Genomic DNA, 16,869 nt, shown 5'->3' with positions numbered 1-16,869 from the left:
AATTTAGAAGCTGCCGGGGTCGGAGATCCTGGAAGGGTCAACCACCTCTACAATTTTTTCAAACTTACCGCACATCCTCCACCTCGCTGCAAACGGAAAGATAATTTCGAGTTGCGAGTAACAATCGATTTCGTGATCACATAAGCCTCGGGATTTTTTTCAAAATCTGCCGTGTCCGCATCGCGGTAAATCACCGCCTCATACCGCGCGCCTGGATCAAGAAAATTCAACGAAACAGTCATTTCGCGTGCATTTTCATCCGTGATGGAACCAATAAACCAGTCGGAACGCCCACGTGCCTTTCGTGCAATTGTCACAAATTCTCCTGGTTCCGCCGCGATAACCCGCTTCTCATCCCAATCCACCGCCACATCCTTAATGAACTGAAAAGCATCCAAATGCCCCTCGTAGTTCTCCGGCAAATCCGCCGCCATCTGTAATGGACTATAAATAGTGACATATAAGGCGAGCTGCTTTGCTAGTGTCGATCGCACGCGCGTCGTACGCGATGCATCAAATTGATTCAACGACATATGAAATAAACCGGGCGTGTAATCCATTGGACCACCCAACAAACGTGTAAATGGCAAAATTGTAGTGTGCTCTGGTATAATTCCCAGCGTCGGTGCATTATTAAATTCTGACCCACGCGCCGCCTCTGAGGCCATCCAATTCGGATACGTCCGATGCAGGCCGGTTGGGTGTGCAGACTCGTGCGAATCCACCATCAATTTATATGCCGCCGCCTTTTCCGCCACCCGAGCATAATGATTGACCATCCATTGGCTATCATGATGTTCGCCACGCGGAATAATTCGGCCTACATACCCTGTTTTGACCGTATTGATTCCTTTGTCCACCATATATTGGTACGCATCCGCCATGCGACGCTCATAATTCGTAACTGCTCCCGACGTTTCATGGTGCATGATTAAACGAAGGCCTTTTGCGCGTGCATAGGCCGACAAAGAATCGATGTTATAATCTGGATATGGACTCACAAAGTCGAAAACATCCTCTTTCCAATTTCCAAACCAATCTTCCCAGCCTTTATTCCAGCCCTCAACGAGTACACCGTCAAAACCGTGTTTGGCAGCAAAATCAATGTAACGTTTCACATTCGCGGTATTTGCGCCATGTTTTCCTCCTGCCAAAGGCCAATTCGCCTTTCCAATATGCATCTCCCACCACATACCCATAAACTTTTGCGGCTTAATCCACGATACATCTGTCAGAGCCGTGGGGGCATTTAAATTCAAAATCAAACGCGATGCTAAAATGTCCTCCGCGCGATCTGAAATCAAAATTGTACGCCAAGGGGTCGAAAACGGAGTTTGTAAATAGGCTTTGTTCCCCACTGCATCAGGTGTTAATAAGGATGTAAATGTCAAGCCCGATAAGCCTAAATGCATCACCGGATAATTGATAAGCGCCGCCTCATGTATATTAATGTAAATGCCTTCTGCCGACTTCATCATCAGCGGACTCTGCACCGCATGAGGTCCAATAAGCGCGGTCAACGCAATATCTTTTTCTGCAGCTGCTGCTTTCGTGGCATCTATTTCACTTAAATGCGTTTTTTGGTAAGTATATTCATTGGTGTCATAATCTCCCGGAATCCAGAATGCATTGTGGTCACCTGTCATTTGGAATTGTGTTAACTCCTCATCTATTATAAAATGCTGAAACCCGGTCTGCTCAGGAAATTGATATCGGAATCCAATGCCATCATTAAACACTCTAAAGATGAAATCAACGCGTATTTCAGCCGACTGCCCATGGACAATTAACTCCTTGTATTGGTTACGAATCTCACGCTCCTCACCGTACACAGGTGCCCAAACTGAATTATGCGAAGAAGTGTCAACCCCAAGCAAGGTAAAATTTTGCAACGATACAGCTGGCTTTTTTAACACGAAACCTAGCGAAGATAGCCCGACAATTTCCTTCGATTTGTAATAAACTTGATAAGTTAAACGACCATCCAAAGACCGATTAACTTGCAGGGTCAATTGTTGGTTAGGAGAAAATATCGGTAAGATTTTTTGGCCAGACACTAAACCACTCACCAAACAAAAACATATTATTATCAGTTTACGCAACATAAAATCGAAGAATTTAGGCCACAAATTTACCCATCTTCGCTAAATTATTTTTAACATTGAGCACAAATACCCTTAAATCCTATGCTTGAATCATTGACTCATTATTTCGATACTATTCCTAGCTCACATAGAGCCCTTATTTTAGCCGGCGGAATCGCATTTTTTTGGATAATTGAAGGGATCATCCCCTTATTCCAATTCAAATATGTCAAGTGGAAACACGCGAAGATTAACCTCCTATTTACACTTACTACCGTTATCATCAATTTTGCCTTTGCTTTCGCTTTAGTTAAGGCGAGCGACTGGGCAGTTGCAAATCAATTTGGTGTCTTATATTGGTTCCCAATGCCCTTGTGGCTTTTTGCACTGGTTGGCTTACTCTTATTAGATCTTGTTGGCGCCTATCTAATCCACCTCATCGAACACAAGATCAAAGTTTTGTGGAAATTTCACATGATTCACCATGCGGATACGATGGTGGATACAACTACGGCAAATCGTCACCATCCAGGTGAGAGTGTATTTCGGGCTATTTTTGCCATCATTGGTATTTTTGTTTGTGGTGCGCCCATGTGGCTTGTGATGGTTTATCAAAGTGCCAGTGCCTTGTTATCCCAGTTTAATCATGCGAACATCAATTTGCCCGCCTGGTTGGATCGCGGAATCTCTTGGTTGATTGTGTCTCCTAATATGCACAAGATTCACCATCACTATGTGCGTCCTCAAACCGACACAAACTATGGCAATATCTTTTCGATTTGGGATCGTATTTTTGGCACTTATCATGACATGCCTGCGGATCAAATTCAATACGGTCTCGATGTATTACCGTTAAATAATGATTCTGATTTAAAATTTCAAATAGGCATACCTTTTAATAAATCAATCAAGACAGATTAAGTCATTAATTTCCTAAATTTGTACCCTAATACCTCTAGTGCTGATTTTTAATCCCTAATAAAAAGGATATTTTTGTAGTCTTGTTTGCAAATTCATTGATTTCAGAATGAAAAAAGTAGCGATTATCGGGGCAGGCCCAGCTGGTTTAACTGCGGCTTACCTTTTAGGAAAAAGTGGTATTCCCGTTCAAGTTTTTGAGAAGGACCCTACCTATGTAGGTGGAATTTCTCGTACGGAATCCTACAAAGGCTACCATTTTGATATCGGCGGACACCGATTTTTTTCTAAATCTCAGGAAGTTGAAGATTTTTGGACAGAAATCTTAGGCGACGAATTGCTCGAACGTCCCCGTAGTTCACGGATATTTTACAATAAAAATTTCTTTTCATACCCACTCGTGGCCATGGAGGCGCTATTCAAATTAGGCGTTTTCGAAAGCATATTGTGTGTTTTGAGTTATTTGCAGTCTAAAGCCTTTCCGATTAAGAATCCTCAAAATTTTGAAGATTGGGTGACGAACCAATTTGGCAAAAGACTATTCAATATCTTTTTTAAGACATATACAGAGAAGGTTTGGGGTATTCCTTGTAACCAAATTTCGGCGGATTGGGCAGCTCAACGAATCAAAGGGCTTTCTTTAAGCAGTGCCATTTGGAACGCATTATTTTCTAGCCAAAACAAGAAAAAGAAAGGAGATGCTTTAATTAAAACGTTAATTGATTCTTTTCGTTACCCTAAAACTGGCCCTGGACGCATGTGGGAAGTTTGTGCAGAGAAAAGCAAAGCCATGGGTGTTGAAATTATCATGAATACGGGTGTGCAAAAAATCGAAAAGACCGACGGTACATGGCAAGTGCATACGAGCGATGGTAAAAAGGTCGGCGATTTCTCTCACGTATTGTCTACAGCTCCCATGCGCGAGTTGATACCCAATATTTTACCTCAAATGCCATCTAAATCTTTAGTGGCTGCTTCTAAATTAGCCTATCGTGATTTCTTAACTGTCGTACTAATCTGCCGCGATAAAGACGCCTTTACAGATAACTGGATCTATATTCACGATCCAAGTGTTCAAGTAGGTCGTATCCAAAACTTCAAATCTTGGAGTCCATTCATGGTGCCCGATCCAACGATGGCCTGCTACGGTCTTGAGTATTTTTGCTTTGAGGGTGATGGCCTTTGGGATAGCTCAGATGATGCATTAATTGCCCTTGGCAAAAAAGAAATAGCTCAAATTGGGCTTACAGATCCTAGTTCGGTACTAGACGGTTATGTGGTGCGCCAGCCGAAAGCTTACCCGGTGTATGACCATGAGTATAAAGACCATTTGGCCAACATACGTGAAGACTTAGAGGCCTATTCAGGTCTTAGTTTGATCGGCCGTAACGGCATGCACAAGTACAATAACCAAGACCACAGTATGATGACAGCCATGTTAGCGGTTAAAAATATTGTCGCAGGAAAGGAAGTGTACAATTTATGGGATGTCAACGAAGACGCTGAATACCATGAAGGAGGCGACCGTGGTGCAGAGAACAAGTTGGTAGGTAGAGCTGTTCCAAAGAAGATTTAAACAGCTAATAATTTATCGATTGCCAGTAGTTCATCTCGGAATTTAGCTGCCAATGGGAAATCCAATTCGCGCGCGGCACGTTCCATTTCTTTTTGGATAGACTCTTTTTGCTTCTTCAGTTCTGGTTTGGACATATAGGCCAAAAGCGGATCTGCCGCCTGTAAACTTTCTTTCGGTGTAATGCCATAGGACTTCATCGGCTTCGCCATTTTATCCGCAATTGACGTCTGTTCCATGATTTCATCATGACTTCGCCAAATGGTTTTAGGCGTAATTCCATGTTCTGTATTATAGGCCATCTGACGTTCGCGACGGCGATTTGTTTCATTAATCGCTTTCTCCATCGATCCCGTCATCCGATCCGCATACATGATTACTTTGCCGTTTTCATTCCGAGCTGCCCGACCAATCGTTTGAATCAACGAGCGAATATCACGCAAGAAACCTTCTTTATCCGCATCCATAATCGCCACCAAAGAAACTTCTGGAAGATCCAATCCTTCACGTAATAAGTTAACGCCCACCAATACATCAATCACCCCCAAACGTAATTCACGTAAAATCTCCACGCGCTCAAGCGTCTTGATTTCCGAGTGTATGTAGCGGCATTTGATTCCTACCCGATCCATGTATTTGGAAAGTTCTTCCGCCATACGTTTCGTTAGGGTTGTAATCAGCGTACGCTCTTGTTTTTTGATCCGATCATACACTTCATCCATCAAATCATCAATCTGATTTTTAGTTGGCCGCACATTGATCAATGGATCCAACAGTCCCGTTGGCCTAATAATTTGCTCCACCACCACGCCTTCCGACAATTGTAATTCGTAATCAGAAGGGGTAGCTGAGACGAAAATCGTTTGGCCTACTAAGTCTTCAAACTCCTGGAATTTTAACGGTCGGTTATCCATAGCAGAAGGTAATCGAAAACCATATTCCACCAAAGATTCTTTCCGCGATCGGTCACCTCCATACATAGCCCGAATTTGGGGCATAGAGGCATGGCTTTCATCTACAACCATTAAGAAGTCATCCGGGAAAAAGTCGAGTAAGCAAAAGGGCCTTTGACCCGGTTTGCGTTGATCGAAATAACGCGAGTAATTTTCGATGCCTGAGCAATAGCCCAGTTCTCGCATCATTTCTAAATCAAATTCCGTTCGTTGCTTGATGCGTTCCGCTTCTTGCAGTCGGCCATCCCTTCCGAAATAGGAGATCTGATTCACCAAATCTGCCTGAATATCCGAGATCGCGTTATTTAAAGTCTCTCTTCCCGTCACAAATAAGTTGGCCGGGAAAATCGCCACTATCGTTTCCTTCGAAATTTTCTTTCCCGTCCACGGATCGATCCGGTGAATTTCTTCAATCTCATCGCCAAAGAATATCACGCGATACCCAAAGTCAGCATAGGCCAAAAAGATATCGACCGTATCGCCTTTGACCCGAAATGTCCCGCGTAAAAACTCACCTTCCGTACGGGCATATAGAATTTCAACCAACCGAAATAAAAATTGATTTCTAGAAATCGTTTCCCCCACACCAATGCGCATGATTGAATTTTTGTATTCATCGGGGTTTCCCATACCATAAATACAGGAAACGGAGGCGATGACGATGACGTCGCGCCGACCAGACATTAAGGCAGCCGTTGTGGCCAAACGCAATTTTTCAATCTCCTGATTAATCGAAAGGTCTTTTTCAATGTACGTGCCCGTGGACGCTATGAACGCTTCCGGCTGGTAATAATCGTAATAGGATATAAAATATTCAACGGCATTTTCCGGAAAGAACGATTTGAACTCGCCGTATAACTGCGCCGCCAGGGTTTTATTATGACTTAAAATAAGGGTGGGACGGTTGACTTGTTGGATCACATTCGCAATCGTAAACGTCTTTCCGGATCCGGTTACTCCAAGTAAGGTTTGGGATTTTTCGTTTTTGTGTAAACCATCCACTAATTGTTTGATCGCACTAGGCTGATCGCCAGTAGGCTTATAGGAGGATGATAGTTTAAATTCCATGCATCAAAAGTACATAATCGGTAGGATTTATGGTGTACTTCCACTTATTTTTGGCTACTTAAAAAATCATCATGACTAAATTGATTTCCATTTTTGGTGGCTTTGCGTTAGTAGCAACTTTTGCTTGTTCACAAGCAGAAACGCCTGCACCTACACAGCCATTTGTTCCCACGCCACCTGCCCCTCCTAAGGTTTATACATTTTCGGAAAAGCCGATTTGGGTGGATGAGTTTGATATTCCTGGATTGCCAAACGACAAATTTTGGTCTTATGATGTCGGCGGTTCCGGATGGGGAAATAATGAGCTGCAGTTTTACACACAAGCAGATTTAGATAATGCGCACATTGAGAATGGCATTTTAACGATCGAAGCACGCAAGGAACCGATGGGAGCTCGGAGTTATTCTTCAGCTCGAATTGTCACCAAAGGAAAGCAAGATTTTTTATATGGTAAGGTTGAGGTTCGTGCCAAAATTCCAGCAGGCCGCGGTAATTGGCCAGCCATTTGGATGTTGGCTAGCCAGTCCGACTATGGCTCTGCTTATTGGCCAGATAACGGGGAAATTGATATTCTAGAGCATGTGGGTTACAATCCGGGCGTCATGCATTTTTCCATTCATACCAAAGCTTTTAACCACGTAATTAATACGCAAAAAACGGCAACGACTCGCTTGGATGATTTCGATACAGAGTTCCATGTCTATACGATGGAATGGACGCCTCAATATGTGAAGTCTTACATTGATGGAAAATTATACTTTACCTTTGAAAATTCGGGTCGTGGTTGGGAAGAATGGCCATTTGACAAGAAGCAACATATCTTGTTGAATTTGGCGATAGGTGGAAATTGGGGAGGTCAAAAAGGTGTGGACGATACAATTTTCCCCAATAAATTTTTGATTGACTACGTCCGTTTATACGCATTAAATCCTTAGATATGAGATACCCAGCTGCTGCAGAGGCCTTTGATCGCTTGTTATGTGTGATGGATGATTTGCGCGAGAAATGTCCTTGGGATAAAAAGCAGACCATGGATACCTTACGTCATTTGACCATCGAGGAGACGTATGAATTGTCCGATGCGATCTTATCCAAGGATATGGCTGAAATTCGGAAGGAGATTGGGGACGTCATGTTGCATTTGGTTTTTTACAGTAAAATTGGATCGGAGACAGGAGATTTTGATGTGACATCTGTGTTGCATGGGATTTGCGAGAAATTGATTTCGCGGCATCCGCATATTTATGGTGACGTGGTGGCGGAGACGGAGGAGCAGGTGAAGGCCAACTGGGAAGCATTGAAATTAAAAGAAGGCAATAAGTCTGTTTTGGGAGGCGTGCCAAATTCATTGCCGGCCTTAGTGAAAGCTATGCGCATTCAAGAAAAAGCACGTGGCGCTGGGTTTGATTGGGAAGAAAAGGAGCAAGTTTGGGAGAAGGTGGAAGAGGAGCTTGGGGAGTTTAAAGAGACTTTTGTGGGCAAAGAATTAACGGTAGCTCAAAAGGAGGAGGCAGAAGGGGAATTGGGCGATTTGATTTTCAGCTTGGTAAACTTTGCGCGCTTTATTGATATCAATCCTGAGACAGCTGTAGAGCGAACAAATCGAAAATTCATGTATCGTTTTCAGCACCTCGAAAAGCGGGCGGCCGAAATGGGTAAAAACCTATCGGAGATGACCTTATCGGAAATGGATATATACTGGAATGAGGCTAAAAAAATGCCGCCAGGTGTTTAATCCCGGCGGCGTTCATGTTTATTTTGTTGAAAACTGATAGACGGTTTTCGACGTGTAAGTTTCTCCCGGTCGCAGTACAGTCGATGGGAAGTTGGGTTTGTTCGGAGAGTCCGGATAATGCTGTGTTTCTAAACAAAAACCCGTTCTTTTCGTGTATTTGGCACCATATTTACCCGTGAGGTGCCCATCCAAATTATTTCCTGTGTAGAATTGAACCCCTGGTTCGGTGGTGAAAACTTCCATCACCCGACCTGAAGTTGGATCTTCCACGCGTGCGATTTTGCCATAAGCTCCCGGCGCTTTATCAAATGCATAGCAGTGATCATATCCTCCGCCGAAGGCAATTTGCGTATCCTCCGCATTGATATCTAACCCGATTTTTTTAGGAGTCGTAAAATCAAATGGACCACCTTTTACGGATTTGATCTCGCCCGTTGGAATAAGCACCTTGTCAATTGGAATAAAGAATGGTGCGTTTAATTGGATGTTGTGATCCAGCACATCGCGTTTTACATTTCCTGAAAGATTAAAATACGAGTGGTTGCAAATATTCAACACCGTTGCCTGATCTGTTTTTGCCACATAATCCATCGAAATGGCGTTTTCTTCACTGAGTGAATACGTGACTTGAATTTCTAAATTGCCCGGAAATCCTTCTTCTCCATCTGCGGATAAATAGCTTAGGGTGACGCTACCGTCTTTTTTGGCAACTGTTTTCCATACTTTTTTATCGAAGCCTTTTAATCCGCCATGTAGGTGTTGGCCATTATTTTGTGCGGCCAGTGTATAGCTTTTTCCATCTAGGTTGAATTTTCCTGCGGCGATGCGGTTTCCGTACCGACCTACTACGGCTCCGAAATAGGGCGAATCTTTGATGTAATCCGCTACGCTATCGAATCCTAGTACCACATCTTCCATGACTTCGTTTTTATCGGGCACGATGATTTTGGTGATGATGGCTCCGTAATTCATGATATGCACTTCCATACCTTGGGTATTTTTCAGTGTATAGAGTGTAACGGGTTCGTTGGCAGCAGTTTTGCCAAATGGCTTTTCGGAAATAAACATGTTGGTTTTGAGTGAGTTAGATTGCGCATTACCCATAAAAAAGGTACAAGCAAAAATGGCTGCAGCGAGCCAAGAAACTGATTTTTTCATGGTAAATAGGTTATTGAACTTCCAATTTAAAGAATTTGCTTGAAAATAAAATTATTCTACCTATCTTTGCACCCCAATTTAAAAATTGTTTTCCACTTAATTTCAGCACGTTAGCCCAGCGTGTTGATGTATCTAGGGCAAGTATATATGACAAAAGTAAAAAAGGATTTCGACTGGGATTTAGTTGAAGGAAAAGGATTCGGTGGTAATTATACTTCGGATCAAAAAGCACAAATGGAGGCAGCTATTGAGGCTACTCTAAACTCGGTAACTGAGAAGGAAGTTGTGAAGGGGGTTGTTGTGAGCAAGACAGACCGTGAAGTAATTGTAAACATTGGATTTAAGTCTGATGGTTTAGTATCTGCATCTGAATTCCGCGATATGCCGGATTTGAAAGCTGGAGATGAAGTAGAAGTTTACATTGAGAATCAAGAAGATTCAAATGGCCAATTGATCTTATCTCGCAAATTAGCGAAGGTAATGGGCGCTTGGACGAACATTGAGAAAGCTTTGGAAGAAGATACAATCATCAATGGTTTCGTAAAACGTCGTACAAAAGGTGGTTTGATCGTAGATATTTTTGGAATCGAGGCATTCTTGCCAGGATCTCAAATTGATGTGAAGCCAATCCGTGATTTCGATATTTTTGTTGGCAAGAATATGGAAGTTAAGGTGGTTAAAATCAACCATACAAATGACAACGTAGTTGTATCTCACAAAGTATTGATTGAGAAGGATCTTGAGGCGCAACGTCAATTGATCTTGAACAACTTAGATAAGGGTCAAGTATTAGAAGGTGTGATCAAAAACATGACTAATTTCGGTGTGTTCATCGACTTAGGTGGTGTGGATGGTTTATTGCACATTACAGATATCTCGTGGGGACGTATCAACCACCCACAAGAGGTGTTGAAATTAGATCAAAAAATCCAAGTAGTTGTATTAGACTTTGATGAGAACAAGAAGCGTATCTCATTAGGTATGAAGCAATTACAAGCACACCCATGGGAAGCTTTAGCAGCTGACGTGGAAGTTGGATCAAAAGTAAAAGGTAAAATCGTTAACGTTGCGGATTACGGTGCTTTCTTAGAAGTATTGCCAGGCGTTGAAGGTTTGATCCACGTTTCTGAGATGTCATGGTCTCAGCACTTGCGTAACCCACAAGATTTCTTGAAGGTAGGCGATGAAATGGAAGCAGTTGTGTTGACATTAGATCGTTCTGAGCGCAAGATGTCTTTAGGTATCAAGCAATTGACTGAAGATCCTTGGAACAAAACAGATTTGTTGTCTAAATATGCGGTAGGTACAAAGCACAAAGGTACGGTTCGTAACTTGACTAACTTTGGTTTATTCCTTGAGTTAGAAGAGGGGATCGATGGCTTGGTTCACGTATCTGATTTGTCTTGGACAAAGAAAATTAAGCACCCATCTGAGTTTGTTAAGGTTGGAGATGCATTAGACGTAATCGTGATTGAGTTAGACGCGGATAACCGTCGTTTGGCATTAGGTCACAAGCAATTGGAAGAGAATCCATGGGATACATTTGAAAGTGTATTTACAGTAGGTTCTGTTCACAAGGCAACTGTTATTTCGAAGAGCGATAAAATGGCAACACTTGAATTACCTTACGGTATTGAAGGTTTGTCTCCATTGAAGCAATTGACGAAAGCAGATGAGTCGGCTGCTGAAGTAGGTGAGGCGTTGGATTTTGTTGTTACTGAATTCCACAAGGAAGAACGTAAGATTATCCTTTCGCATACACGTACATTCTCAGGTGCGCCAGTTGAAGAAGTAAAAGTAGAGAAGAAGAAAGCAACAAAAACTACAGAGAAGACAGCTACAGTAACTGCTGAGAAGTCGACGATGGGAGATATCGGTGCTTTATCTGCTTTGAAAGAGCAAATGGAAGGCGTTGAGCGTGAGCAAGCGATCAAAAAATTAGAGAAGAAATCTAAGAAAGCAGAGTAATATTTGTTTTAAGTTTTGATCAAAAGGGGATTCGGAAACGAATCCCCTTTTTTTGTGCTATCCTGCCATAGGCCTATAGATTTGGAAAATATCAAGAAAATGATTGCTTATTTCGAGGTATTTTGGCAACTTAGCACCCGGACAATTTTTGAGTCTTTGGCTTAGAAAAAGTCATACAATTTAAATTATTCAACTATGGGAAACAATTCACGAAGAAGCTTTCTTAAGAAAGCAGGATTAGCTGCAGGAAGTTTTTATATCGTACCGCGTCACGTACTCGGAAAAGGATATAAGGCTCCTTCTGACAAATTAAACATTATGGGTATCGGTGCCGGCGGAAAAGGCCAAAGCGATATCATGAGTTCATTCAATAAAGGGGCTGAAAATATTGTTGCCCTAGTCGATGTAGATGATCGCCGCGCAGCACAATCGCGGAAAGACTTCCCTAAAGCAAATTATTATAAAGATTTTCGCAAGGCATTAGAGGCCGAGGGAGATCATGTAGATGCAGTTATTGTGTCTACTCCCGATCATACACACACAACCATTGCGATGGAAGCGATGCGTCGTAAAAAGCACGTGTATGTTCAGAAGCCATTAACGCATGATATATATGAAGCGCGTATGATGACAGAAAAAGCGCGTGAGATGAAAGTAGTTACTCAAATGGGTAACCAAGGTTCATCAGGTGATGGTGTTCGTCAAATGATAGAGTGGTTTGATGGTGGTGTGATTGGCAAGGTTTCAGAAGTATTAGTTTGGACAAATCGTCCCGTATGGCCACAAGGAATTTCATACCCAGCATCGGGACATCCTGTACCAGCTGAATTGGATTGGGATCTTTGGTTAGGACCTGCTAAATACCGTGAGTTTAATCCTGCCTTTATTCCATTTAAGTGGAGAGGCTGGTGGGATTATGGTACAGGTGCGTTAGGTGATATGGGTTGCCACTTATTAGATCCTCCATTCAAAGTATTAGGAATTCGTGATGCATTGAACGTTGAGTGTTCCGTAGGCTCTGTATTTTTAAATGACTGGGTTCCTGAGTGGATTCCAGAAGGATGTCCTCCATCTTCGATGGTTACATTAAACTATGGCCCATCTGCAAAGAACAAGTCTAACGTTAAATTAACTTGGTTTGATGGTGGTCTTCGGGCACCACATCCAGCAGGTATTCCGGCAACTGAAATCATCGGCGATCCAGATGGAACGAATGGTGTTATCTTAATCGGAACCAAAGGAATTATGACATGTGGTACGTATGGTATGTATCCAAAAGTGTTCAAAAATGGTAAGCGTGTGGATGAAGCAGATCTTCCAAAAGCAAGCTTGCCACGCGTAATCGGTGGTGCAGGCGGTCACAATACCCAGTGGGTAGAGGCTTGTAAGGCTGGATTCGGAAACATGGAAGTTAGTTCTCCATTTGATTATGCTGGTCCGTTTACGGAGTCTGTCTTGATGGGTAACTTAGCGATTCGTTCCTATATGTTGCGTGAAGGCGAAGGCCGGAATGCGAAGTATATTGGGCGCCAACAGCTCGAGTGGGATGCGGCCAATATGCGTATCACTAACTTCGAGGCAGCGAACCAATTCGTGAAGCGTGAATACCGCGCTGGCTGGACCATGTAATAAGTTTTCACAGGTTAAATCGAAAAGACGGGGGCCCTCTCCCGTCTTTTTTTTATTTTTGCCAAAATATTAAAACATGCAATTGACCGGAAATACCCCCACTGAAATTTTTAACCAAGTTGAATCGTTTATCTTAGCACAAGGGTATACCATTGTAGCCCAAGATCACGATCGCCCATGGGGAGGCTTTTTCGTCCTCCAAGAAGATCAAGCTCCAAAATTTGCCGCTCAATTTTTTCCGCATCTTTCCTTAGATGCGATTCAAATCACCCAAAAGTTAAGTCCTAAGTTTTTAGTCGTTGGGCCTCAAAAACGACTTTCTTGGCAATACCATTTTCGTCGCGCTGAATTGTGGACTGTCATTCATGGCCCCGTAGGTGTGGCTATTTCAGAAACGGACGAGCAGCAAGAGCCTGGCACCTATCAAGAAGGTGAATGCATTACGTTGCCGATCGGTCAGCGTCATCGCTTGATTGGATTAGGGCAATGGGGTGTGGTTGCAGAGATATGGCAACATACCGATGCGCAGCATCCTTCGGACGAATCAGATATCGTCCGCTTACAAGATGACTACGGCCGTTAAAACTTATTTGTCGCCACCCATCTAAAAATAATACAAGAAAACTTTGTAATCTATTAAAGTTTCCATAGTTTTGCTACCCGATAAATCAACGGGATTAGCAAATGAAATCACGTATTCTAGAAAAAGGAACACAATTATTCTTTCGTTACGGCGTCAAGTCGGTGACGATGGATGCTATTGCGGCCGAATTAGGGATTTCTAAAAAAACGATTTATCAACATTTTCCTGATAAAGACACCATGGTGTTGGAGGTAGTCGAAAGCTTCGTACAGCAGGATGAAGTCAAATGGACTGCACTCGACAAACAATATCCCAATGTCGTAGAAAAGATGTTTAAGTCTTTTGAAATGGTCAAGGAGATGCTCGTCCAGATGAATCCAAGGCTACTATTCGAGATTGAGAAATACTTCCCCAAAGCATTTAACGTATTTCGCGATTATAATGAAAAGGGAATACATGCCCATTTAATTACAGACTTTAAAAAAGGGATTCAGTTTGGCTACTTCAGGAAGGATATCGATGTGGAACTATTAGCTCGATTAAGAATGGCTGAAGTGGGCCTCGCCTTTAACCCGGATTTTTATCCCAATAATAAATTAACACTTTTTGAAACGCAGATTGTGTTCATGGATATTTTCATGCGCGGTATTCTGACAGAGAAAGGTCTAACGCTTTATAATTCATACCAAAACAATTTACAATCATGATCCGCCTAAGAAAAATTTGTGCTGGTCTATTTTTACTTGGTTCGCTCAGTGCCCATGCGCAATCGTTTACGCTCAAAGAAGCAGTAGACTACGCCATTGTACACCATGTGCAAGTAAAGAATAGCCAAATTGACTTGCAGAATGCAAGTGCGAAAATTAATGAAATTCGGGCCATTGGATTGCCGCAAGTGAATGCTGGCCTTTCGTATGGAAACAGCTTAATTCTACAGCGTGTGTTTATTCCCGCCAACCTTTTCAATCCAGCGGCTAAACCTGATGAGTTGATTGCTGCCAAATTTGGTGTGACTAATTCCGGCCAATCTAGTGTCAGCTTAAGCCAATTGGTTTTTGATGGTACCTACCTGTTGGGCCTGAAAGCATCGGAAGTTTACAAAGATTTGTCGGTGAAATCATTAACCCAATCGAAGCAACAAGTAGCAGAGAATGTCACGAAGGCCTATTATGGGATTTTGGTGAATGAAAAAAGGCTATCAATTCTACAATTGAACGTAGGCCGCTTGGACACCTTATTAAAGGAAACGAAAGCGCTTAATGCACAAGGGTTTGTTGAAAAAATTGACGTGCAGCGTCTAGAAGTTCAAGCAAATAACTTGCGGACGGAATTGGAAAATATATACCGCCTGCAAGAATTGAGTTATTCGTTGTTAAAATTTCAGATGGCCTATCCGATTCAGGAGCCATTGCGACTTAGCGAGACTTTAGAGAAAATTGAGTTAAGCCAAAGTTTATTAATCGATCAAGATATTCCGTTCAATTATGGAAATCGTATCGAATATTCCATTCTTAAGACGCAAGAGAATTTAGCGGAGTTGGATTTGAAGAGCATCAAAGCAGGCTATATGCCGCGTTTAGTAGCCGGAGCTAATTATGGCTACAATGCTGGAGCAAATAGTTTTGGTGATTTAGTATCTAGAACTTGGTTTGATAATGCAACGATTAGTTTTTCATTGCAAATCCCAATTTTTGATGGTTTCTCTAAGAAATACAAGGCTATCCAGTCGGCAAACAACTTGCAAAAGGTGCGTCAGAGCTACGACTTGTTGAAGTCTTCCATCGATTTACAACGCTCACAGTCGGCGATATCGCTAAAAAATGCATTGGAATCGTTGAAAGAGCAGAAGGCCAATTTGGATTTGGCGAATGAGATTTCTCGCGTATCGCGTGTGAAGTATACGCAGGGCGTGGGATCTAATCTAGAAGTCCTAAACGCGGAGACATCCATTAAAGAGTCGCAAGCAAATTATTTTACAGCACTTTACAATGCTTTAATCGCCAAAGTAGAGTTAGCTAAATCAAACGGAACCTTATATTCAGAACAATAATCATGAAAAAAATAACTATACTCCTAAGCGCGATTATCTTATTTGCGGCATGCAATAAGTCGGTCGATAAGAAAACAGAATTGGCAAACTTGAAAGCAGAAGCCAAAGAAATCACCGCCAAAATTGCTTCTCTTGAGAAGGAATTAGGTGCTGCAGGTTCAGAGTCAACGAATAGCAAAGTTATTGCGGTAGCGGTTACCCCGATGGCAACGACTACGTTCAAGCACTTTGTAGAAGCACAAGGTAATGTGGTAGCAGAAAACACGGTATTAGTTAGTCCACAAACAGGTGGAGCGATTGTTTCTTTGCCGGTGGTGGCGGGCCAACAAGTCTCTAAGGGACAGTTGATTGCGACATTGGATAACAGCATTTTGACGGAATCGATGGAAGAGGTGAAACACCAATTGGATTTGGCTAAGACCTTGTTTGCCAAGCAAAAGACGCTTTGGGACCAACAAATTGGTACTGAAGTTCAATACTTGAGCGCGAAGTCAAATAAGGAATCATTGGAAAAACGTTTGGTTACTTTGCGTGCTCAGTTAGGAATGTCGCGCGTGGTGGCTCCGATCTCCGGAACGGTTGAGATGGTTCGCCAAAAAGCAGGAGAAATGGCAGCACCAGGTATGCCGATTGTACAAATCGTAAACTTAGGCAACTTAAAGATTGCTGCGAAAATTGCTGACTCGTATGTTGGTTCCGTTAAAGTAGGTGACCCAATCGTGATCAAGTTTCCAGACATCAACAAAGAAATTACAGCACGTATTTCCTTAGTATCTAAAATGGTCAATCCATTAACACGTACGTTTGACATTGAAGCACGTATTCCAAATGCGGGTGGAGATTTGAAGCCAAATCAATTGGCTGTAATCAATATCAATGACACGTCGAAGCCTAACGCCCTAGTAATTGACGAAAACATCATCCAAAAGACTGAAAAAGGCAATTTGGTTTATGTCGCAGTGGAAGAAAATGGAAAGAAAGTTGCTAAAGCTCGTATCGTAACGATGGGTCTTTCGTATAATGGTCAAGCAGAAATTGCCACAGGCTTACAAGCTGGAGATTTAGTTATTACATCAGGCTACCAAGATTTAGTAGACGGACAAGCAATTTCATTCTAAGCCAACCATGGAAAAAAATAAAAAGAACGAGC

The 16,869-nt window shown here is 42.4% G+C and carries 13 protein-coding genes; 10 read left to right on the top strand and 3 right to left on the bottom strand.

Translation table 11 applies throughout. The features are described 5' to 3' along the window. Positions 1 to 47 precede the first annotated feature (47 nt). Positions 48 to 2,105 (bottom strand): glycoside hydrolase family 97 protein, encoded by a 2,058-nt coding sequence (locus U0R10_RS06595; protein ID WP_377983166.1) that lies wholly within the window; start codon positions 2,103 to 2,105, stop codon positions 48 to 50. Between the two features lie 81 nt (positions 2,106 to 2,186). Here U0R10_RS06595 and U0R10_RS06590 point away from each other — a divergent pair, with 81 nt between their 5' ends. Together U0R10_RS06590 and U0R10_RS06585 are read left to right on the top strand one after the other, a co-directional pair. Next, positions 2,187 to 3,005, top strand: a complete 819-nt coding sequence (locus tag U0R10_RS06590) for a sterol desaturase family protein (RefSeq protein WP_377983165.1) — start codon at positions 2,187 to 2,189, stop codon at positions 3,003 to 3,005. Between the two features lie 94 nt (positions 3,006 to 3,099). After that, complete coding sequence (locus tag U0R10_RS06585) at positions 3,100 to 4,578, top strand: NAD(P)/FAD-dependent oxidoreductase (protein WP_377983525.1); 1,479 nt, start codon at positions 3,100 to 3,102, stop codon at positions 4,576 to 4,578. On the opposite strand, the gene uvrB is transcribed toward U0R10_RS06585, so the two are convergent. Continuing rightward, positions 4,575 to 6,596, bottom strand: a complete 2,022-nt coding sequence (gene uvrB / locus U0R10_RS06580; protein ID WP_377983164.1) for an excinuclease ABC subunit UvrB — start codon at positions 6,594 to 6,596, stop codon at positions 4,575 to 4,577. The two genes, U0R10_RS06585 and uvrB, sit on opposite strands and share 4 nt — an antisense overlap. A 71-nt stretch (positions 6,597 to 6,667) precedes the next feature. Between uvrB and U0R10_RS06575 the strand changes: the two genes are divergently transcribed. Both U0R10_RS06575 and mazG read left to right on the top strand, forming a co-directional pair. Then, positions 6,668 to 7,531 (top strand): glycoside hydrolase family 16 protein, encoded by an 864-nt coding sequence (locus tag U0R10_RS06575; protein ID WP_377983163.1) that lies wholly within the window; start codon positions 6,668 to 6,670, stop codon positions 7,529 to 7,531. Between the two features lie 2 nt (positions 7,532 to 7,533). After that, a complete protein-coding gene (gene mazG / locus U0R10_RS06570; protein ID WP_377983162.1) occupies positions 7,534 to 8,331 on the top strand; it encodes a nucleoside triphosphate pyrophosphohydrolase in 798 nt (265 codons plus the stop codon). A gap of 18 nt (positions 8,332 to 8,349) precedes the next feature. On the opposite strand, the gene U0R10_RS06565 is transcribed toward mazG, so the two are convergent. Beyond that, complete coding sequence (locus U0R10_RS06565) at positions 8,350 to 9,489, bottom strand: aldose epimerase family protein (protein ID WP_377983161.1); 1,140 nt, start codon at positions 9,487 to 9,489, stop codon at positions 8,350 to 8,352. 147 nt (positions 9,490 to 9,636) lie between these two features. Between U0R10_RS06565 and rpsA the strand changes: the two genes are divergently transcribed. From rpsA to U0R10_RS06535, 6 genes are all read left to right on the top strand, one after another. After that, the gene (gene rpsA / locus U0R10_RS06560) at positions 9,637 to 11,457 is read left to right on the top strand and encodes a 30S ribosomal protein S1 (protein ID WP_377983160.1); all 1,821 of its coding nucleotides are present in this window, start codon (positions 9,637 to 9,639) and stop codon (positions 11,455 to 11,457) included. Between the two features lie 195 nt (positions 11,458 to 11,652). Continuing rightward, positions 11,653 to 13,086, top strand: a complete 1,434-nt coding sequence (locus U0R10_RS06555; RefSeq protein ID WP_377983159.1) for a Gfo/Idh/MocA family protein — start codon at positions 11,653 to 11,655, stop codon at positions 13,084 to 13,086. Between the two features lie 76 nt (positions 13,087 to 13,162). After that, entirely contained in the window at positions 13,163 to 13,669 is a 507-nt protein-coding gene (locus tag U0R10_RS06550) for a cupin domain-containing protein (protein ID WP_377983158.1), read from the top strand. A 101-nt stretch (positions 13,670 to 13,770) separates the two neighbouring features. Continuing rightward, positions 13,771 to 14,376: a TetR/AcrR family transcriptional regulator gene (locus U0R10_RS06545; RefSeq protein ID WP_377983157.1), complete on the top strand. Its 606-nt coding sequence runs from the start codon at positions 13,771 to 13,773 to the stop codon at positions 14,374 to 14,376. Next, positions 14,373 to 15,719, top strand: a complete 1,347-nt coding sequence (locus tag U0R10_RS06540) for a TolC family protein (RefSeq protein ID WP_377983156.1) — start codon at positions 14,373 to 14,375, stop codon at positions 15,717 to 15,719. The genes U0R10_RS06545 and U0R10_RS06540 overlap by 4 nt, the downstream gene beginning before the upstream one ends. 2 nt (positions 15,720 to 15,721) lie before the next feature. Then, complete coding sequence (locus U0R10_RS06535; protein WP_377983155.1) at positions 15,722 to 16,837, top strand: efflux RND transporter periplasmic adaptor subunit; 1,116 nt, start codon at positions 15,722 to 15,724, stop codon at positions 16,835 to 16,837. Positions 16,838 to 16,869: the final 32 nt, after the last annotated feature.

This window comes from Aquirufa avitistagni, assembly GCF_042715545.1.
In the GTDB taxonomy this organism is placed as follows: domain Bacteria; phylum Bacteroidota; class Bacteroidia; order Cytophagales; family Spirosomataceae; genus Aquirufa; species Aquirufa avitistagni.
Note: the sequence above shows the minus strand (reverse complement) of the source record. Positions and strands in the feature narration are given on the sequence as shown.

What these genes read in the sequence shown, in the direction of transcription:
- U0R10_RS06595 (WP_377983166.1), bottom strand. Translation starts at nt 2,105, where the DNA reads ATGTTGCGTAAACTGATAATAATATGTTTTTGTTTGGTGAGTGGTTTA.
- U0R10_RS06590 (WP_377983165.1), top strand. Translation starts at nt 2,187, where the DNA reads ATGCTTGAATCATTGACTCATTATTTCGATACTATTCCTAGCTCACAT.
- uvrB (WP_377983164.1), bottom strand. Translation starts at nt 6,596, where the DNA reads ATGGAATTTAAACTATCATCCTCCTATAAGCCTACTGGCGATCAGCCT.
- U0R10_RS06575 (WP_377983163.1), top strand. Translation starts at nt 6,668, where the DNA reads ATGACTAAATTGATTTCCATTTTTGGTGGCTTTGCGTTAGTAGCAACT.
- mazG (WP_377983162.1), top strand. Translation starts at nt 7,534, where the DNA reads ATGAGATACCCAGCTGCTGCAGAGGCCTTTGATCGCTTGTTATGTGTG.
- U0R10_RS06565 (WP_377983161.1), bottom strand. Translation starts at nt 9,489, where the DNA reads ATGAAAAAATCAGTTTCTTGGCTCGCTGCAGCCATTTTTGCTTGTACC.
- rpsA (WP_377983160.1), top strand. Translation starts at nt 9,637, where the DNA reads ATGACAAAAGTAAAAAAGGATTTCGACTGGGATTTAGTTGAAGGAAAA.
- U0R10_RS06555 (WP_377983159.1), top strand. Translation starts at nt 11,653, where the DNA reads ATGGGAAACAATTCACGAAGAAGCTTTCTTAAGAAAGCAGGATTAGCT.
- U0R10_RS06550 (WP_377983158.1), top strand. Translation starts at nt 13,163, where the DNA reads ATGCAATTGACCGGAAATACCCCCACTGAAATTTTTAACCAAGTTGAA.
- U0R10_RS06545 (WP_377983157.1), top strand. Translation starts at nt 13,771, where the DNA reads ATGAAATCACGTATTCTAGAAAAAGGAACACAATTATTCTTTCGTTAC.
- U0R10_RS06540 (WP_377983156.1), top strand. Translation starts at nt 14,373, where the DNA reads ATGATCCGCCTAAGAAAAATTTGTGCTGGTCTATTTTTACTTGGTTCG.
- U0R10_RS06535 (WP_377983155.1), top strand. Translation starts at nt 15,722, where the DNA reads ATGAAAAAAATAACTATACTCCTAAGCGCGATTATCTTATTTGCGGCA.